Genomic DNA, 19,619 nt, shown 5'->3' with positions numbered 1-19,619 from the left:
TGAAGTAGCTGATTATGCTGTTTCAGATAATTGAAGTTGAAGGAGTCGATCAACAGCAAGTTTACTAGCGTTGTACGCGATTTGAACTAAATCAAAATGAACCTTGGCTTTTTCACCAGTACAATGATAAATCTGTTCTAATAGAAAATATCCTTTGAGGTATGCATTTACACGTTCAACGGAACTTCGTTCCTTTTAAATTTCATCCCATTTTACTGAGCCACGTGCTGGCGCAGTGTAACGTCTCAGGTCATCAGTGATTTTCTTTTTATAAACCTTCTGACATAAAGTATCAGTAGCGAGTGGACAATTCTTACATTCCAATGGACGTGTGTATTTCAGTGTTTGATACTTACTGTCGAAGCTATCATAACGATACGAATGTTCTCGAACACATGTCGGTGTGAAATATTTATCAAAGCCTATAGGCTCAGGTTCATTCTTCTTATTATAAGCAATGATAGATTGCGATCCGTTACGATAAATTTGTTCGTAAATTGGGTTGTAATCGTAACCTGCATCCATTGTTACGTAGTTTATTTTTAATAAAGGTAGACGTTCTTTAGTACCTTTTAATAATGAGATTGCAGCTTTTCCATCATTAAGACTGCCTGAAGAAAATAGAGATTGAAGAATATATTGACTTTTCGTCCCAACCGCTAGATGACATTTAAATCCATACCAAAAGATGTTCTTCCCTTCACTGTTTTTCTTTATTCCCCATTTGGGTTCAATAGGCACAGAGGAACGAAGTTCCAATAGGGATGCATCAAGTTGATTTTCAATTTTCTTTTCATAGAGCGGAAGGTTCGCTTCCTTTTCAGCTTTTTCAACTAGCCATTGTTCATGTTCTTCTTTCTTTTTTCGGCCACGCTTTTTGGGTTCTTTTTTAACTTTATCCGATTTAAATGGAGCACGATCACGCGCTTCAACATGTGTTGCATCAATAGCTATCGTTTCATCTGATACGAAACCTTCTGTTATCGCTTGGAGAAGAAGACGTTCTTGAACGATTTCTAAAGTATCAGATTCGCTAATGGATGCAATCATACGGGAATAGGAAGCTTCCGATGGAATCTCATCAGATACTAAGAATCCACAATCAACCTTAAACCGTAAATCTGTAGTGAGACGCTTTACAAGGTCCTTAATAAATGGAATGCGTTCGGTGATTCGAATAACCAACGAATAGATCATAGCAGAATAATTAAGTGATTGTTTAGGTCCAAAACGAGACTTTTTCATCACCACGTCAAGGATGGGATGTATGTCAATAACCGACAAAATCGAATTAAATCGATGGGTAGGTTCCAAGTCGAATAAAACTTGCATGTCAAACAGGCTTTCTTGTCGTATAATAGGCATAGAGCATTTCTCCAGTCTGTTAATGTGTGTGTGGTAACTCTCATTATACAGGATTTGGGGAGGTGCTCTATTTTTTTGTGATTTAACACCTAGAGCCCCAAGGGCTCAGAAATATGAAATTGATTCATGTATAAATTACAAATAAAAACTCCCTCCCATGTCATTTTAAGGCGACATAGAAAGGAATTTATTTAATTACTTTTTCTTTTTTGGTTGGTTTTGACCTTTATTGCTTGCACTCCTTTCTTTAAAATCAGTAGGCTTTTTAAAGTCTGGTTCTTTTCCGAACTCGGTATTATAATTGACATTATTAAATTTTCTTTGATTTAAATCTTTTTCCACTTCCTCACTCGGCTCAAACAACATTCCTAAGCAAGCCAGTCCACTTAATCCAACTAATGCATAAATTACTCTAGACATGAATGCAGTTTGCCCACCAAATATCGAGGCTACCAGATCATATTTAAAAAATCCGATTAGACCCCAATTAATTGCGCCAATTATCACAAGTGCTAAAGCAATCCTTCTCATCGCTCCCATAAATAAACACCTCCTCAAAATTTATTGAAAATCAGGAAATAAATAATTAAATATTGACCATAAAAACAGGTAGACAAAACCAATTCTGTTGTAGTAATACATTTTTGTGTAAGCCTTTAGAATTGGTTAACATTAAACTCCTTCCCACTTTCATTATTATCTTTTGCCAAATTAGCTTTTTCATACATAAAAAAATTTAATTAAAAAATATACCACCAACAAATTGAGAGTCTGTTGGTGGTATATATAAATTAATTAACTATAAAATATCTTGCATCTGGATGTGCAAATACCATGGCAGATACTGATGCTTCTGGTTCCATCATAAATTCTTCTGTTAACTGGACATCAATATCTTTAGGTCTTATCAAACCGAATAATTTTGCTTGATCATCCAAATTTGGGCAAGCTGGATAACCAAAAGAAAAACGTTGCCCTTGATATTTAGCTGCAAAACGGTCTCGCATTGTAAAGTCTGTTGCATCAGGGAATCCCCATTGATCACGTATTTCTTGGTGAATCCTTTCAGCAAATCCTTCAGCTAACTCAAGTGCAGTTGCCTGAAGTGCATGACTTTCCAAAAACTTTCCTTGTTCTTTTAATATATTCGCTTCAGCACGCACACCATGTCCTGCTGTTACTTGCATGAAAGATACATAATCCATTTCGCCGCTTTCCACTGTTTTAAGGTAATCAGCTAGACATAAAAACGGTTCCACAGATTGGCGTGGGAAAGTAAAGCGTTCAATCTCTGTTTTAGCATCCGCAGGATCATATATAATGACATCATCCCCATTTGCTTGTGCCGGGAAAAATTGATACATACCTTGTGGCTTTAATACCCCAGAACGTAAAAATCCAGTTACGAGCTCATGAAGTTCTGTAGCGCGTTTATCTCCACGTTCTAACAATTTATCACTGTAACCTTTCAGACCCAAATGATGGCCAATCAAAGTTCTCATATTGACATAAGGATGAAGATGAGCAACTGAATAATCTTTCAACACATGTCGACGAAGATCTTTCGGCTTGTACACTTGTACATCTTCACGGACCGTTTTCACAGGTCTTTCCAGAACGGCAACAGGTTTAGAGGCACGTACTTCTTCTGCAATCTTACGTTTTTCTTGCTGAATCCCAAGCTCCTCGAGTAAAACTACTTTATCGCCCGCATTCTGCAAACGATTTGCCAAATCAAGACCTGACATCGCATCTTTCGCATATAACACAGGACCATCATATTCTGCAGAAATTTTTGTTTCTGTAAATCGACGAGATAATGCCGCTCCGCCAACAAGTATTGGAACATCAATACCAACTTCTTTAAAATCTTGTGCTGTAATAACCATTTGTTTCGCAGATTTAACAAGTAGACCAGATAACCCGATGATATCAGGCTTTTCTTTACGAATTACATCAATCAATGTTGCAGGTGTCACTTTAATACCGACATCAATCACTTTATAACCATTATTACTTAAGATGATTTCAACCAAGTTTTTTCCGATATCATGAACATCACCTTTTACAGTAGCTAAAACGATTTTACCTTTACCGGAATCATCTTCTTTTTTCTCCATAAAGTTTTCTAAATAAGTTACAGATGCTTTCATCACACCCGCACTTTGAAGAACTTCTGCAACGATAAGTTTGTTATCATTGAATAAGCGCCCTACTTCTGCCATTCCCTTCATCAGCGGTCCGTTTATCACATCCAGAGGTGTTTCATACATCTCAAGAGCTGCATCTAAATCAGGAATTAAGCCTTCTTTCGTACCTTCAACGATGTAATAAGCGAGACGTTCTGGAACTGTTTTAGGAATATCATCTTCTGTCTTTTCTTTCTTCTTGTCACGGTAAAAGGCTGTAAAATCAGCAAGTGTTTTATCAGTAGTTGTAAATAAAAGTTCATTGGCCATCGCAATTTCCGTTTCAGGAATTGAAGCAAATCGTTCAAGTTTCTCAGCATTTACAATTGCATAATCAAGACCTGCTAGCGTGCAATGGTATAAATATACAGCATTCAGTACTTCACGCCCGACTAAAGGAAGTCCGAATGACACATTACTTACACCTAAAGTCGTTAAACTACGTGGTAACTTTTCCTTAATTAAACGAATGCCTTCAATGGTTTCTACCGCAGATCCAATATATTGCTGATCACCCGTACCGACCGGGAAAACAAGCGGATCAAAAATAATATCTTCTGGCGCAAGTCCCCATTTATTCACTAACAATTCATAGGACCTTTCAGCAATTTCAAGCTTCCGTTCACGAGTAACCGCCATTCCGACCTCATCAATGGTTCCGACTACAACAGCTGCCCCATACTTTTTCACAAGCGGCATTACCGCGTCAAATCGTTCATCTCCGTCTTCAAGGTTAATGGAATTAATAATTGCTTTTCCCTGTGAATACTTTAAAGCCTCTTCAATTACTATTTCATCCGTGGAATCAATTACGAGTGGGACCTTTACTTTGTTTACTACTTCTTTCATGAATTGGACTATATCCTCTACTTCATCCCGGTCTGGATTCGCTAGACAAATATCAATAACATGTGCCCCGCCCTTAACTTGCGCTCGCGCAATTTCAGATGCTTCTTCAAACTTTCCTTCTATAATAAGCCGTTTAAATTTTCTAGAACCAATTACATTTGTACGTTCTCCAATTAATAACGGACGCATGGATTCATCGTATTCAAGCGGCTCAATGCCAGATAAAACGTGGCCATGTCTAGTTTCTGACGGTTTGCGTGGCGCTTGGTCTTTTACTGCTTCACGAATTGCCTTTATATGTTCAGGTGTCGTACCACAGCAGCCACCAACAACATTCAGCCATCCTTTTTCTGCAAAACCTTTCAATTTCTTGGAAAGTGACTCAGGTGACTCATGATAATGTCCGTCTTCATCAGGCAAGCCTGCGTTTGGATAACAACTAACAAAGCCTCCGGATAACTCTGAAAGTGAACGGAGATGATCTGTCATGAATTCAGGACCTGTTGCGCAATTTAGACCAACTGAAAGCGGCTTAACATGCTCAATAGAAATGTAAAAAGCTTCTATTGATTGTCCAGCTAAAGTTGTGCCCATTGGTTCAATCGTACCTGAAATCATAATTGGAAGTTCTTTTCCAACTTCTTCAAATGCTTGTTTAATACCAATTGTCGCTGCTTTCACATTTAACATATCTTGGCTTGTTTCCAGTAAAATTAAGTCACTTCCACCTTCAACTAACGCTTTAGCTTGTATATAAAAGTCATGCATTAATTCATCAAATGTAATTCCGCCTGTTACAGATAGTGTTTTTGTCGTTGGTCCCATTGCACCCGCCACAAAACGCGGCCATTCTGAAGTAGAAAATTCTGTCGCACACTTTTTTGCAAACTTCGCAGCCTGATAGTTAATCTCATGCGCTTGGTCGCCTAAATCATAATCATTCAACACGACTGGCGTACCCCCAAAAGTATTTGTACAAATAATATCGGCACCTGCAGCTAGATACTCACGATGAATTCTTTCGATGATCTTAGGATTGACGATATTTAAATATTCATTACATCCATCATATTCTTCTCCGCCAAAATCATCTGGTGATAAATCAGCGTTTTGTATCATTGTACCCATTGCGCCATCAATGATAAGAATTCTTTTTTCTAATTCATTTTTAATTAATTCACTTGACACTAAATCATCTCTCTCTACTGTTAAATTTATTGTAATTCATTAGATATGTATAAAGATCAATGGTTTGTAGGCACTGAAACTTTTTGTAAACAGCATTATTTACCGGGATTAAAGGAAATAAGTTTGAATGTAGCGTAAATTTAAATACTATTTCATTGTATCGCCTTACTTGTCAATATATCTATATCATAATTATACAGTTTATTTTGACTTGGGAGTGTCAATATTTATGTGTAAATGACAATCCAACCTTTTCATAGTTACTGTCACTTTTATTTTTTTACAACTTCTAAACCATACGATTTTCTCTTGATGAACAGGATATACTTTCTTGGAAATCACCTTTTATTCTGAAATAAACTATCTATTATTCTTTTGTTTCAAACATATTAGCCAGCTCAGCGCGCGCTTGATCGAAACCGATATGGCATCGTGTGAGGAAGCGTTGGTTGTAATCTTCGAACTGGGAAACGAGGAAACGTTCAAGTGATTCTTCGTTGGGAAACTGTTCTTTTCGCTTTGTATATTTCTTAATTTGCTTGTTAAATGACTCGATTAAATTCGTTGAGTATATGCTGCGCCAAATGGGTTTCGGAAAGCTGTAGAAGGTAAGTAAATGGTCATTTGCAGCGAGTGATTTCGTCACCTTGGGGTACGATTTTTTCCATTTTGAACAGAACTTGTCTAATGCAACTTGACCGGCTTCTTTATTATCAGCCCGATAAACCATTTTGAAATCCTCACAAATTTCAGCTCGATCTTCAACCCGCACTTTATGTGAAATCGTACGTGCTACATGCACTAAACATGTTTGGAATTCAGCTTTAGGAAATGCAGTCGCAATTGTGTCCACCATGCCTGTTAAGCCGTCTGAAAGAAAGAGCAGAACTTCTTCTACGCCACGCTCCTTTATTTCTAGTAGGAGCTCTTTCCAATTGAAAGCTGATTCTGTCGGCGCGATTGTGTAGGCAATCACTTCTTTTGAGCCGTCTTCACGAATGCCCACAGCTATATAAACAGCTTCTTTAGAAACAGTTTCACGTCGAACAGAAATATAAGTTGCATCTAAATAAACACAGGCATAGCGCGCACTTAGCTTCCTTCTATTAAAGGCTTCTACTTGTTCACCTACTACTTGTGTCATATTCGATATTGTTTGACGTGTGTAATGATGACCGTACATTTTCTCAATTAAATCTGCGATTTCTGACATAGTCACGCCTTTTTGAAACATGTGAATGACAAAAGATTCAAGTGTATCGTTTGAGCGTTTATAAGGCGCGACTGTCTGTTGTTTGAACTCGCCGTTACGATCACGAGGAATCTTGACCTGAAGGTCACCATATTCAGTATGGAGCGTTCGGTCATATGATCCATTGCGGGAATTTCCTGAATTGAAGCCGATACGGTCATATTTTTCATAATCTAAAAATGCCGTCAGCTCAGTTGTGAGTAAAGTATTTATCGCTGTTTCTAGATGTGAACGAAAAACCTCGGTAATATCTTGTTTTTGTACTAGTGCTTGAACAATATCTGTTGTAAACTGAGTCATAGGGAAGGCCTCTTTTCTAGGATTGGTTGTGGTGACTTAATTCTACCAAGAAAAGGTCTTCCTTTTTGCATTTATTCATTTACACAAGATATTTTACACTCTCTTTGACTTTCACTATATAAATATAAAATAATATTTGTATATTATTAAAGCATATTTTGTGATAGAGTAATATAGTTCATTTATTAATAGTGAAATGATTGCTTTATCTGTTTTCGGCACTATTTAAACTAGTTCTTTTTTATAGATTAAGTTTCGCAATTATATGCTACTAAAATCATAATTAAGTCACTTTAAAAACTACATAATACGTTTTTAAAATCAGTTTAATTAATAACAGCGTTGGGGATAATAGGTACACGCTTTGATTTCAACAATTTTTATTAGGAGGAATGCTGAATGACAAATAACCCATCAAATCCAGATACTAAAAAAGGCTTAAGCCGCCGTCAATTTCTTAAAAACAGTGGTCTTGTAGCTGGTGGCGTTGTAGGTGGAGGTCTTTTTGGAGGATTACTAACAAACCAGTTACAAAAACCCGGAGTAGTCGATACAGCAGCTGTTCCAGTTTTAACTGAAGCCCGTATGTTTTTTAGTCGGAGAGCAGATTTTGATGTTCTTTCTGCAGCGACAGAACGTTTTTTGCCGAAAGATAAGAATGGCCCAGGTGCAATTGAATTAGGTGTTCCTTATTTCATCGACAAACAATTAGCTGGACCATATGGTATGAACGCTAAGGAATATACGAAAGGTCCTTTTATTTCAAATGGTGGAATCGCAATCAATGCAACACCACAAGATAAAACGGGTCCGGGTTCGGAGGTTCAAGTTCCTACTCCATCAACGAGGTACCAAACAAAACTGAAGAGAAGCGAAATTATTATGCAAGGGCTTCGTAAAATTGATGCAACAGCACAAGAAAAATTCAAAATGAAGTTTATTGATGCAACCGAAGAACAGCAAGATGAAATTCTTACAATGTTCGAAGAAAATAAAGTTGCGATGAACGGAATAGATTCTCCAGCATTTTTCTATTTACTATTAAAGCTAACAATAGAGGGCGCATATTCAGATCCTGTATACGGCGGTAATAAAGATATGGCGGGCTGGATAATGAAAGAATATCCAGGTCCTGTTATGGGTTATATGGATCAGATTGAAACAAAAGAGTTCGTTAAAATGGCTCCAGTAAGTTTGAAAGATTACCAAAAGTTTAGTTAATCGGAGGTGGACTATATGGCTAAGAAGTTAGATAAAGTACAAGTACTTATTGTCGGAACAGGATGGGCAGGCGGAACAATCGCTGCCGAACTATCTAAAGCAGGTTATCAAGTTCTAGGATTAGAGCGTGGGGTATCTGCAGATAGAGAAGATTATACGGGTGTTAAAGATGAGCTACGGTTCGCAAATCGATTTGAAATGATGCAAAACCTTTCCACTGAAACAATTACTTCTCGTGTAAATATTGAGGATACAGCATTACCAGTTCGAAATCAAAATGAATTCATGGCTGGAACCGACCTTGGTGGTGGTAGTGTTCACTGGGCTGGAGCTACTTACCGTTACCATCCTTATGATTTTGAAATCTACAGTAAAACTGTTGAACGTTATGGTAAAGGTAAGATTCCTGAAGGTATGATGTTACAGGACTGGGGTATTACATATTCTGAATTTGAAAAGTATTATGACCGTTGGGAAAAAACTGCGGGAATTTCGGGTGAACCTGATCCACTTGGTGATGAGCGTTCAAGCGATTATCCAAATCCCCCACTTAAGGAATCACCTGCAATTGCTTTATTCAAAAAAGCTACAGCAGAACTAGGCTATCATCCTTATCAAGTACCTGCCGGTAACATGTCACAAACGTATACAAATCCAGACGGAGAAACACTGAATGAATGTATGTATTGTTCATTCTGTACGAACTACGGATGTGACTTCTCTGCAAAATCAGATCCTTTGGCTACAGTAATTCCGACTGCACAAAAGACTGGTAACTACGAGGTTAGAACTGGTGCTTATGTTAGCCGCGTCGTGTATGACGGTAAAAAAGCAACAGGTGTAATTTACATTGATGATGCTACGGGGATTGAATACGAGCAGCCTGCTGATGTAGTTGTTCTAGCGGCATTCTCAATAACAAATAACCGATTATTATTGCTTTCTAAAATTGGTATTCCGTATGATCCTAAGACTAGAAAAGGTGTAATCGGTAGAAACTTTAATGCCCAAACTGACATAACTTTTTTAGGCGCACGTGGATACTTTAAAGAGAAAAAGTTCAATCTATTTATGGGTGCTGGTGCACTAGGTGGCGCTCTTGGTGATTTTAACGCTGACAATTTTGACCATACAGATTTAGATTTCATTAATGGTGGCGGTATCGAACTTAGACAATATGGTGACGCAGCGATTGCTACAAATCATGTTCCTAGAGGTACAAAAAAATGGGGAGCTGAATTTAAAGAGAATTCACTTTTCTATGCTAACCGTAATCTTGTTACATGGTTTACACCGGCAATCATGTCTTGGTGGCACAACTATTTAGATTTAGATCCTACTTATACAGATGTTAATGGAGATCCACTTCTTCGTGTAACATTTAAATATACGGATCAAGACCGTAATATAGCCAAATTCGGTATTGAGAAGTGTGTAGGTATTATGGAGCAAATGGGTGCTGATATCGTTGATGCTGATATCCCTCCTGACGAATTTAACCATGTCTATCAAGGTGGACATTATGCAGGTGGCGTAGTAATGGGTGCTGACCCTGAAACGTCTGCAGTAAACAACTACCTACAAATGTGGGATGTTGATAATCTATTCGTTGTCGGCGGATCTGCATTCCCTCACTTCGGTGGACATCACCCTACAGCAACAATCGGAGCTTTAGGTTACCGTGCTGCTGAAGGTATTGACTTGTTCCTTAAAAACGGCGGACAACTAGCTGAAGCAAAAAAAGCTAGCGTTAATTCTTAATAAAAACGAGCCCGATATAGGATATCTTCTTTACAATAAATCCAAAACACTTAAAAAAGGGATTAAAACCATTACGGTTTTAATCCCTTTTTCTTTTATATCAACTATATTATTAACTTTATTCTTGATTAGTATATAAATTCCAAAATAAGTAGCTGTGTTACATTATTTGTTGTAACTTTAAATTAATTAATTAATTATTTATTTATAAAAGATTTAATTTCTTCTTCTGACATTGATGAATCGCATTTCACATTTACATTGTCACCCTTAGTAAAGATGAAACCTGGAACCGTTGGAATGTTGTATTCTTTACGGAAGGCCGAAATACCTTTCATATCAGAACTTTCTATACTATTTACATAATAGATATGTGTATCAGTGTTCTCAGCAACTCTTTTTAGCTTTTCAACAAATATTTGACAAAAGGGACATACTGACTTGCCAATATAGATTACAGCTTCGGCTTCCCCTTTTACCAATTCCTGTATTTTTGCGGAATCCACTTTATCAAAACCAGCTACATTTTCTTCATAGGTATTAATCATCGCTCATTCTCCATTCTTTTATGTAATTATTATACAACAATGTATAAGTTTTCGACTAAATTGTATTTGAATGTACAATCTTATCAAAAATAGTTGTAAAAGACAAAAATTAAACTTCATTAAAGGTGATGAGTTCATTTGACATATAAATCCCTCCAAAATAATAAGAAATGGGTGCCCAACAATAAAACCATTCGAAATGATTCTACTACTGGACACCCAAACTTTATCCTCTATTTTTTATCGTTAAACCTTTTAATAAATTTCTCGCATATCTATCGCCGCACACTCTATAATTACTATGTCCTTCTTTTCTTAATACAGCGCTTAATTCGCCTTTTGTTATGATGACGCCTGCGTCTTCCAAAATATTAAGCATATCTTCACTCGTTAATGAAAGTGCAATTTTCAATTTCTTCATAAGGATATTGTTTACACTCTCATGACTTTTGCCACTAGGTACTTGTCTTTTGGCCTCTCCAGGTTTTGGTTCTTGTACGCCCCTTTTGTAAATAATAAAACCATTTAAAAAAGCATCAATCATCTCATTGGTACAAATGATACTTTCTTCATTTCCCTCAATATCATGATTTATTTTCTTGAGTAATTCTTGTACATCTTCTTTCGTTATTTCTATGCCACCCAGTTTAAATATCTCCTGCATCTCTACATCTTTTAAATCTAACGCATACCTAAGTCTAATTAATATATCGTTGTTATTCATCGTTAAACCTCCTGTAACCTAACAATTTGTATTTCTTAAACGCTTCAAAACTTAGTACTTTAAATCCATCTTCATTGATCCTTAAACTTTTGTAAACAGTTTTCACAAATACATTTTTTTCTTAATAGCTCTGCTGGTACAAGCTCAAAAATACCGTTCGGAAAGACTTCATCATTACACCAACAAGTGCCTAATGACTTATCAAGTGAGTTGCAGCAGTTATTACTTCTATTGCAAAGCGGACAGTTCTCAGCTTCCTCTGTTCTAGTTGTCACTAATAAATCCCCTTTAAAAATCCGTCAATAACATTATACCTTGTTACAACAGTTTTTATATATATTTTTTCGCTTGCAATAAACATTGTTCATGAATGTATAGCAAATCTTTCATAGAAAAATCAAACGAGAACTAAATCTAATCTTAACACTGTTTAAACGAATACTTATAGAATTCTAGGTAATCCTTATTATTAAAAGTTTACTATAAACAATTAGATTTTAATAGTTGATTAAATTGAATGAGTTTTCATAATTAATTTCTATTTTTAGTTCTTTTGCATTTAATAAGTTTTATTGATATAGTTAATAACCGCAAAACTAAAATGTACAACAGGGGGAATTATGAGAAAAGTATCGAATGTATTTTACATCACAATTGGATTAATCATTTTGGCAGTTGGATACGGTGTACTCGCGCCGGACAGCTTTGCTGAACAAACAGGAACAATTAAAAATCTCGTTGCATCAGGATTCGGCTGGTTCTACTTATTATTATTAACTTTTTTAGTCATTATTAGTGTGTTTTTGATTTTCAGTCCTTTTGGCAAAATTCGATTAGGAAAAGACACTGATAGACCAGAGTTTTCTACAATCTCTTGGATAGCCATGTTATTCTCCGCAGGAATGGGTATAGGACTTGTTTTCTACGGCGCTGCTGAACCACTATCACATTATGCTGTTATGTCAGCTTCCGAGGAATTGAACACACCAGCAGCCTATAAAGAGGCATTAAGGGAGTCATTTTTCCACTGGGGCTTCCACGTATGGGCAATGTATGGTTTTGTCGGTTTGTCTCTTGCCTTCTTCCAATTTCGTAAAGGCGAACCTGGATTAATTTCAGCAACATTGAAGCCGATATTTGGCAATAAAATGAACGGTCCTTGGGGCGTTCTCGTTGATGTGCTCGCTGTCTTTGCAACTGCTTTTGGTGTAGCGACCACGCTCGGCTTCGGCGCTGTTCAAATTAATGCAGGACTTCATTATTTATTTGGCGTAACGATTGGGGCAAAGTCTCAATTCATTATTATAGCAGTCGTTACAATTCTATTTATTCTTTCTGCTCGTAGTGGACTTAGTAAAGGAATGAAATACTTATCTAACACAAACTTGGTGCTAGCCGTTCTGCTGCTCATTTTTGTTGTTATCTTAGGGCCAACGCTACTTATATTTAATATGTATACTGATTCACTTGGCGGATATCTAACTAACTTTATCAAGATGAGCTTTTCAACTTCACCGTTAAACGATGAAAATCGTCAATGGCTAGATGCATGGACCATTTTCTATTGGGCATGGTGGATTTCTTGGGCGCCATTCGTTAGTATGTTCATCGCCAGAGTTTCAAAAGGTAGAACAATCCGAGAATTTATGGTTGGTGTGATGATTGCCCCAACTATACTTTGTACGTTCTGGTTCACGACTTTCGGTACTACTGCTATTGAACTTCAGAAAACTGGATTAACTGATTTATCAAAGGTAGCGACAGAGTTAGTTGTGTTTGAAGTATTTAGTTCCCTACCTATGGGATCATTTATTTCATTCATCGCAATTTTATTGATCGCATCGTTTTTCATCACATCTGCAGATTCAGCAACATTTGTACTTGGAATGCAATCGACATATGGATCTTTGACGCCACCGAATAGTATTAAACTAATATGGGGAATCTTACAATCTGCTATTGCAGTTATTTTACTTTCAGTTAACGGACTGACAGCTTTACAAAACACAATCATAATTGCGGCGCTTCCATTTTCCTTCATTATATTACTGATGATTTTCTCTTTATTGAAGGCACTGAATGAAGAACTCGTTTTGATTCGTAAGAAACAGAAATAACAAAAAAAGACCAACTACTACGATGTGAATATCATAGTGGTTGGTCTCTTTTCATATGAATAATACAAAACCAATAATAAATGGAATTAACTACTTCATTTAAATCGCTCTATTTCTACATGTAATCAACTACTTACTCAACTTCCCCTGTCCAAGTCGACATACCTTCTGAGACATTTACAACTTGATACCCTTCACTAATCAATATTTCACTCGCTTCTTTGGATCGATTGCCACTTTGACAAATAATAATATAGTTTTGATTTTGATCAAGACCAACGAAATCACTATTTTTCATTACTGATAAAGGCTTATTTATCGCACCAATAATGTGGCCATTATTAAATTCATCAATTTCACGTACATCCACAACAACATAGCCCTCTTCAACCTTGGATTCAATGTCATCAAGGTTAATCGTTTCATATTTCTCGCTCGAAGATGGATTACATGCGGTTAACAAAAAGATTAATATAATTAATATCGAACTTACTTTATGCATATTAATAACTCCTTTTCAAAAATACTTTTCATGTCACTATTTAAATATAACAGAGATTGGGTAAACTTATCTTATATAAATGATATATTCATATGACTAGCGAGGGGGATTAATAATGAAATTAAGAATTGAATGGACTTATAAAACACCTAAAGGAATGGAAACTAAATTTCATTCAGATGAGTTACCTGCTGCACAAGCTTTACTTTATGCAGAGGATATAGAGAGAACTGGTCGTTTGAAGAGTTTATGGTTTATTGACAATTTAGATAATAAATGGACCGTTAAAGAGTTAAAAAGTTATTTAAAAGAAATCGAAACAGAACCACATAATATAACCGTTTATTTTGACGGTGGTTTTGATCGTCAAACAAAGAAAGCTGGTTTAGGATGCGTCATCTATTATGAACAAAGCGGTAAATCATTTCGGTTGCGAAGAAATGCGCCATCGGTTGAGCTTACATCGAATAATGAAGCTGAGTATGCAGCCCTTTATTTATGTATTCAAGAGCTCGAAATTTTAAATGTTCATCATATACCAGTACTATTTATTGGCGATTCCCAGGTTGTCATTAACCAAATAACGGACGAATGGCCTGTACTTGAAATTGTTTTAGCAGGTTGGGCCGATAGAATTGACGGTAAGCTAAAAGACTTGGACATCGACCCAGAATACAAAAGAATTCCACGTAAATTGAATACAGAAGCAGATCGACTAGCAACTCAAGCGTTAAACGGCGTAGAAATCACTGCTACGAGTGAAGTAAATTAAATAAAAACGGTTGAATGCTTATTCAACTTACATTTTATTTAGTCTGTTTATTGAAAAAATAGTTTATACTTCTTCTTCAAGAATATCCGATAAAAAGAATGGCTCAAGCCCTGTTTCAATAAAAAAGTCTTTCATGGATGGCGTTTCAATCGTCTTATTCGGCACTAAGACCTCTTCTCTTAAACGCTTAACCCAATTAGGATCCAATTCTGGAAATTCTTCCTCGTATGACAATAACCACTCATTTTCTATGTGAATGAAAAACCAAACAATGAATTCATAAAGAATCGGAAAATCTTTTTTGAATGCTTGGTGATGTGTAACGAATGCTTTAATATAATGATGCAATTCTTGAGATTTCCAATCCTCATCATTAAAACCACCATCAAATTTTCTTAAATGCTGTGGTGTGAAACTGAAACAACTCCCTGCATGCCATGTACCAAGCATCATTGTAAAAGCCGTAAGTGCAGCACGTCTCACTTCTTTATCTTCAACATTAAAATACAAATCATAACGGTCGTATCGACAACAAATTCCCGTATCGAAATAACCTACCCCGACACCATCCAAATCCGCCTGTACATTTTCAATAACCGCTTTATCTTTGCACATAATACATTAGCTCCTTGCGGTATTTCCTTATTTCTTTACTTATCGTTGGTTCTAGTAGTAGGCCCATAAGATCAACCATCGCTTCCTTTGAATGACCCAGCTTATAGTCTATAATCGTTAACATTGAACGAACAGCACCGAAATCATCGAATTCGTAAAAAGCTTTATTGAGTAGTTGTTCCGCCTTTTTAAATTCCATCTCTTCAAAGTAATTAAAAGCAAGATCCATATAGGCTTTTCGTTTCAACTCTTTTGATAAACTTTGTGCAATTGCTAGTTCATAATGATAGATTGCTTGCTGTACATTCGCCTGAATACTATAATTCCACGCACACTCAAAATGAACACGTCCATCCTTGGTTTCAATTGTTTTTAATAATACTGTAGATGCAGTAATTTGCCCATCCCGTCTCAACTCTATTGCTTGATTTATTCTTTGCAAAAATATACCTCCTTTTTAATTCGAAGTTGAATGTATGTCTTCTTTAATATTTTCAATTATAACATATAGGTCATATTACCAATCGTTACAAAAGATAGCTTCTAAAATCTATACCCCTGCGAAAAATATCGTAAGTTTAAACACTTTCTCGAATCCTGTAATAACACCGTATATCAAGTCTATTTTGCCAGATAAATATTGACTTAGTAATCTGTTATGCTATGGTTTAAGTAGTTCGAATATTCTCTCAATAATTATAAGACCAAATAGTTATAACTTACTATCTTTAAAATCGAATGAGTCAAAACGACATCAAGAGAACTGTTTTTACAACAGAAATTAAAAAAAGCTTCATTGGACAAGCTATCTATATTATTGGTTTTGAATAGTTGAGATGATTGAAAGTTTTTGTTGATCTTACTAGGCTATTTGCCTATTAATGATAAATACTGCTGAAGAAGGAGTGTTTTGATTGACTTTATCTGTTCGAGAATTGCTTGAGAACAAAGGGATTAAAGCGAAAGAAAAACATTTGGAAATACTTGAAGCCCGTTGGAAAGGAATGCAAGAATTAAGAGGTAATCTGGAAGATGTAAATATTGACGACGCAGATATTGCATTACGTAATATTCCAGGAGGCGATCATATTGAGTAAGGAACTTATTGACAAATCCGTTGAGGAACTTGCACCTTTACTTGAGAGTAAATCTCTTTCTCCTGTTGAATTAACAAGCGCAATTCTAGATCATGCGGAGGAAACGCAAGAAACACTTAATGCATATATGGCATTTTATCGTGAAGATGCTGAAGCCGCTGCAAAAAAAGCGGAAGAGGAAATTTCAAACGGTAATTACCGAGGTATGTATCATGGTATCCCGATAGCCTTAAAAGATAATTTATATTTCAAAAATAAAGTAACGACAATGTCCTCGAAAATTCATAAGGACTTTGTTTCGGATTACGACGCAACTGTAGTAGAAAGAATGAGAGATGCAGGCGTCGTCTTTACTGGAAAACTTAGTATGCATGAATACGCTTGGGGCATTACGAATAATAACCCTCACTATGGTGCTGTTAAAAACCCATGGGATCTTGATAAAATACCAGGCGGATCAAGTGGTGGTTCCGGCGCAGCAGTCGCAGCAGGATCTAGTGTTGCCTCTCTTGGGACAGACACAGCAGGTTCAATCCGTATTCCTTCATCGGCATGCGGTATTGTCGGTTTAAAACCAACGCACGGAAGAGTAAGTAAGTACGGCTGTTACCCACTTGCATGGTCACTTGATCATATTGGTCCAATGACTAAAACGGTAAAAGATGCTGCTGGGTTACTAGAAGTAATTTCGGGTTTTGATAAAAATGATCCAACTTCAGCAAATACACCTGTAGATAACTACCTCTCTCAAATTACTGGCGATGTTAAGGATTTAGTTATTGGTGTTAATGAAGAATTCTTCTTTAATCAAGTTGATTCGGATATTGATAAACTTGTTCGCGTTGGAATACAAAGTCTGGTGGACCGCGGTGCAAGAGTTGAAACAGTTAAAATTCCTACGCTGCGATATGCTGAATGGGCAGAGTTAGTCACATCTTTATCAGAAGCCGCTGCTATTCATCACTCTGATATGTTAAAGAGACCGGATGATTTTGGTGATGACATTCGACTACTATTTGAGTTAGGTGAACTCCCATCAGCTGTTGATTATTTACAAGCACAACAAGTTAGAAGACAGCTTAAGCAAGAATTCCAAAAAGCATTTGAAAAAGTTGATGTCCTCATTACGCCGACACTACCTGTTGCGCCTAATTCAATTGGTAACGATTTTGTAGATTTAAATGGCAAACAAGTAGATTTGATTGATAACATCATTAGATTTACAGGACCTGCAAATTTGACGGGACTACCTGCCCTTTCGGTACCGTGTGGATTTAAGGGGAATTTACCAATTGGTCTTCAGATTATGGGGCCAGCATTTAATGAAGGTCTACTCCTTAACACTGGTTTTGCAATTGAACAAACACAGCCTTTAAAAGGAAGAAAACCTAATTTTCTCGTTAAATCATAATATTAATTTATAAAAAACTTGTCTGCATACTTAATGCGGACAAGTTTTTTAAGTTCTTAATTTTTTTAAATAAACATTAATATTATATATATATACTTGGATATTGAAGTATACTTTTTTATGAAAAATTGTAATATTAATCTAGTGAAACATAGACGCTTTTTACTTCTGTGTAGTTATTAAGTGCATATGAACCTAGTTCGCGACCAATTCCTGATTGTTTGAAGCCACCAAATGGTGCTGCAACGTCGAAGACTTGGTAGCAGTTTATCCAAACAGTACCCGCTTTACGTTTTTTAGCTAAACTATGGGTTTTGGTAACGCCTTTTGTCCACGCACCAGCTAATAACTATTCGAAAGAATTTTAATTCCTCACACAATTTATTGAATACATATTTATATAACCAATATCTTTGCTAACATTGTAAAAAAAATAATACTTTTACATTTTGGAAAAGGTGATTTTATAATTAAGTTTTTCTCATTGACAACTACTTTCGCTCTAATACAATGGTTCTTTTTTATTTTCGCTAATATTGTTGTAGTTCCTATCTCTATTGGCTTTGCTTTCGATTTACAAGCAGATCAAATCGCTACAATTTTACGAAGTGCGCTTATCGTGACTGGTGGTGCGTGTATTTTACAAGGGATTATCGGACATCGCTTCCCTTTGTTGGAAGGCCCTTCTGGAATTGTATGGGGTTTAATTTTAAATCTATGTTTATCGGCACCATCTCTCGGGTTAAGTTTAGAAACAATCGGCGGTGGCGTTGCTACTGGAATATTATTAGGCGCATTAGTTACGATTCTTCTAGTTGTATTTAATTTAATTTCTCTAGTTCAAAGAATATTCAGTCCAATGGTCATGAGTGTTTACTTGTTTCTTCTAACATTTCAGCTCACATTTATATTTTTCAATATTAATTGGCATGATTGGCGGATGGATTATATTTGCTGTTCTTTTCCCAATTACAAAACCAGATTTGAGTGGATCCGTAGCTGCATTTTCTCTTTTCCCCCTAGGAACTCCTAATTTAGAATACGGAATTATAGCGATAACCTTTTTAGGTTGTCTAATTAATCTAAGCAATACTGTTGCATCAGTTTCAGCTGCCGCTAAGTTATTTAATGTTTCAGTATCAATGAAGCGTTATAAATTCTCATATTTTTTGACAGGAATTTATTCTATTCTTGCAGCCCTTTTTGGTTTAGTCGTATTCGCGCCATTTGCTTCTTCTATTGGATTTTTAGAAAGTACCCAAATATTTAATCGAAAACCTTTTTTAATTGGTGGGGCACTAATCATGCTGATAGGAATTATTCCTCCGTTGGGTCTTATTCTGGCTACACTGCCTATGCCTGTTGGTAATGCTGTTTTATTAGTGGCTTACTCTCAATTAATGGGAACTACATTTAGAAGTTTCAATAGCTATGTATTTAATTCAGTTACGATTTATCGAATAGTTGCCCCTGTTCTAATCGGGATTAGTATAATGACTGTAGATCAAATGTTATTTACTTTCTTACCTGCTATTATTCAACCGTTAATTACAAACGGATTTATTATGGGATTTTTAATTTCTTTACTTATGGAAAGCTTTATTAATTGGGATCGGTTGGCCATTACCTAAAAATAGGTTAGCCTGTTTCCAAATATGCCGTTTAGCTAAACGGGTCATTTTCTTAAATTAATGCACAAAAAAAGACC

The 19,619-nt window shown here is 36.1% G+C and carries 15 protein-coding genes and 3 pseudogenes; 7 read left to right on the top strand and 11 right to left on the bottom strand.

Features of this window, described 5'->3' with window-relative positions; all coding sequences use genetic code 11:
- Positions 1–12: 12 nt before the first annotated feature.
- The 4 genes and pseudogenes from AC3RV6_RS08960 to AC3RV6_RS08945 form a co-directional block, all read right to left on the bottom strand.
- Positions 13–1,365, bottom strand: a pseudogene (locus AC3RV6_RS08960) (transposase).
- Between the two features lie 195 nt (positions 1,366–1,560).
- Positions 1,561–1,905 (bottom strand): DUF378 domain-containing protein, encoded by a 345-nt coding sequence (locus AC3RV6_RS08955; protein ID WP_489749093.1) that lies wholly within the window; start codon positions 1,903–1,905, stop codon positions 1,561–1,563.
- Between the two features lie 251 nt (positions 1,906–2,156).
- Entirely contained in the window at positions 2,157–5,591 is a 3,435-nt protein-coding gene (metH, locus tag AC3RV6_RS08950) for a methionine synthase (protein ID WP_489749092.1), read from the bottom strand.
- 367 nt (positions 5,592–5,958) lie between these two features.
- The gene (locus AC3RV6_RS08945) at positions 5,959–7,143 is read right to left on the bottom strand and encodes an IS256 family transposase (RefSeq protein WP_489746041.1); all 1,185 of its coding nucleotides are present in this window, start codon (positions 7,141–7,143) and stop codon (positions 5,959–5,961) included.
- A 399-nt stretch (positions 7,144–7,542) separates the two neighbouring features.
- Here AC3RV6_RS08945 and AC3RV6_RS08940 point away from each other — a divergent pair, with 399 nt between their 5' ends.
- Both AC3RV6_RS08940 and AC3RV6_RS08935 read left to right on the top strand, forming a co-directional pair.
- Positions 7,543–8,364 (top strand): gluconate 2-dehydrogenase subunit 3 family protein, encoded by an 822-nt coding sequence (locus AC3RV6_RS08940; RefSeq protein WP_489749091.1) that lies wholly within the window; start codon positions 7,543–7,545, stop codon positions 8,362–8,364.
- 15 nt (positions 8,365–8,379) lie between these two features.
- On the top strand, positions 8,380–10,125 hold the full coding sequence (locus tag AC3RV6_RS08935) for a GMC family oxidoreductase (RefSeq protein ID WP_489749090.1): 1,746 nt from the start codon (positions 8,380–8,382) through the stop codon (positions 10,123–10,125).
- 197 nt (positions 10,126–10,322) lie between these two features.
- Here the strand turns inward: AC3RV6_RS08935 and AC3RV6_RS08930 are convergent, their stop codons facing one another.
- The 3 genes from AC3RV6_RS08930 to AC3RV6_RS08920 form a co-directional block, all read right to left on the bottom strand.
- Entirely contained in the window at positions 10,323–10,673 is a 351-nt protein-coding gene (locus AC3RV6_RS08930; RefSeq protein WP_489749089.1) for a DUF6568 family protein, read from the bottom strand.
- Between the two features lie 226 nt (positions 10,674–10,899).
- Positions 10,900–11,397 carry a YehS family protein gene (locus tag AC3RV6_RS08925; protein WP_489749088.1) on the bottom strand — a complete coding sequence of 166 codons (498 nt, stop codon included), beginning with the start codon at positions 11,395–11,397 and terminating at the stop codon, positions 10,900–10,902.
- Positions 11,398–11,468: 71 nt separating this feature from the next.
- Complete coding sequence (locus AC3RV6_RS08920) at positions 11,469–11,672, bottom strand: cysteine-rich CWC family protein (protein ID WP_489749087.1); 204 nt, start codon at positions 11,670–11,672, stop codon at positions 11,469–11,471.
- A gap of 345 nt (positions 11,673–12,017) precedes the next feature.
- Here AC3RV6_RS08920 and AC3RV6_RS08915 point away from each other — a divergent pair, with 345 nt between their 5' ends.
- The gene (locus AC3RV6_RS08915) at positions 12,018–13,514 is read left to right on the top strand and encodes a glycine betaine uptake BCCT transporter (protein ID WP_489749086.1); all 1,497 of its coding nucleotides are present in this window, start codon (positions 12,018–12,020) and stop codon (positions 13,512–13,514) included.
- A gap of 133 nt (positions 13,515–13,647) precedes the next feature.
- Here the strand turns inward: AC3RV6_RS08915 and AC3RV6_RS08910 are convergent, their stop codons facing one another.
- Entirely contained in the window at positions 13,648–14,016 is a 369-nt protein-coding gene (locus tag AC3RV6_RS08910; RefSeq protein ID WP_489749085.1) for a rhodanese-like domain-containing protein, read from the bottom strand.
- A 115-nt stretch (positions 14,017–14,131) separates the two neighbouring features.
- Here AC3RV6_RS08910 and AC3RV6_RS08905 point away from each other — a divergent pair, with 115 nt between their 5' ends.
- Positions 14,132–14,788 (top strand): ribonuclease H family protein, encoded by a 657-nt coding sequence (locus tag AC3RV6_RS08905; protein WP_489749084.1) that lies wholly within the window; start codon positions 14,132–14,134, stop codon positions 14,786–14,788.
- Positions 14,789–14,851: 63 nt separating this feature from the next.
- On the opposite strand, the gene AC3RV6_RS08900 is transcribed toward AC3RV6_RS08905, so the two are convergent.
- Both AC3RV6_RS08900 and AC3RV6_RS08895 read right to left on the bottom strand, forming a co-directional pair.
- Complete coding sequence (locus tag AC3RV6_RS08900) at positions 14,852–15,403, bottom strand: hypothetical protein (RefSeq protein ID WP_489749083.1); 552 nt, start codon at positions 15,401–15,403, stop codon at positions 14,852–14,854.
- Positions 15,390–15,845, bottom strand: a complete 456-nt coding sequence (locus tag AC3RV6_RS08895) for a hypothetical protein (RefSeq protein ID WP_489749082.1) — start codon at positions 15,843–15,845, stop codon at positions 15,390–15,392. Before AC3RV6_RS08895 ends, AC3RV6_RS08900 begins: the two co-directional genes overlap by 14 nt.
- A 472-nt stretch (positions 15,846–16,317) precedes the next feature.
- Here AC3RV6_RS08895 and AC3RV6_RS08890 point away from each other — a divergent pair, with 472 nt between their 5' ends.
- Positions 16,318–16,500, top strand: a complete 183-nt coding sequence (locus tag AC3RV6_RS08890; RefSeq protein WP_489749081.1) for a hypothetical protein — start codon at positions 16,318–16,320, stop codon at positions 16,498–16,500.
- The gene (locus AC3RV6_RS08885; RefSeq protein WP_489749080.1) at positions 16,493–17,911 is read left to right on the top strand and encodes an amidase; all 1,419 of its coding nucleotides are present in this window, start codon (positions 16,493–16,495) and stop codon (positions 17,909–17,911) included. Before AC3RV6_RS08890 ends, AC3RV6_RS08885 begins: the two co-directional genes overlap by 8 nt.
- Before the next feature lie 136 nt (positions 17,912–18,047).
- On the opposite strand, the pseudogene AC3RV6_RS08880 reads toward AC3RV6_RS08885, so the two are convergent.
- A pseudogene (locus tag AC3RV6_RS08880) lies at positions 18,048–18,260 on the bottom strand (aldehyde dehydrogenase family protein); the annotation flags it as partial.
- Between the two features lie 135 nt (positions 18,261–18,395).
- Between AC3RV6_RS08880 and AC3RV6_RS08875 the strand changes: the two are divergent.
- Positions 18,396–19,542, top strand: a pseudogene (locus AC3RV6_RS08875) (purine/pyrimidine permease).
- Positions 19,543–19,619: the final 77 nt, after the last annotated feature.

Source organism: Sporosarcina sp. So3-204 (assembly GCF_058068165.1).
This window is presented reverse-complemented; position numbering and strand designations above follow the sequence as displayed.

Coding starts and splice junctions, on each gene's coding strand:
- AC3RV6_RS08955 (WP_489749093.1), bottom strand. CDS start 1,905: ATGGGAGCGATGAGAAGGATTGCTTTAGCACTTGTGATAATTGGCGCA.
- AC3RV6_RS08945 (WP_489746041.1), bottom strand. CDS start 7,143: ATGACTCAGTTTACAACAGATATTGTTCAAGCACTAGTACAAAAACAA.
- AC3RV6_RS08940 (WP_489749091.1), top strand. CDS start 7,543: ATGACAAATAACCCATCAAATCCAGATACTAAAAAAGGCTTAAGCCGC.
- AC3RV6_RS08935 (WP_489749090.1), top strand. CDS start 8,380: ATGGCTAAGAAGTTAGATAAAGTACAAGTACTTATTGTCGGAACAGGA.
- AC3RV6_RS08930 (WP_489749089.1), bottom strand. CDS start 10,673: ATGATTAATACCTATGAAGAAAATGTAGCTGGTTTTGATAAAGTGGAT.
- AC3RV6_RS08925 (WP_489749088.1), bottom strand. CDS start 11,397: ATGAATAACAACGATATATTAATTAGACTTAGGTATGCGTTAGATTTA.
- AC3RV6_RS08915 (WP_489749086.1), top strand. CDS start 12,018: ATGAGAAAAGTATCGAATGTATTTTACATCACAATTGGATTAATCATT.
- AC3RV6_RS08910 (WP_489749085.1), bottom strand. CDS start 14,016: ATGCATAAAGTAAGTTCGATATTAATTATATTAATCTTTTTGTTAACC.
- AC3RV6_RS08905 (WP_489749084.1), top strand. CDS start 14,132: ATGAAATTAAGAATTGAATGGACTTATAAAACACCTAAAGGAATGGAA.
- AC3RV6_RS08900 (WP_489749083.1), bottom strand. CDS start 15,403: ATGTGCAAAGATAAAGCGGTTATTGAAAATGTACAGGCGGATTTGGAT.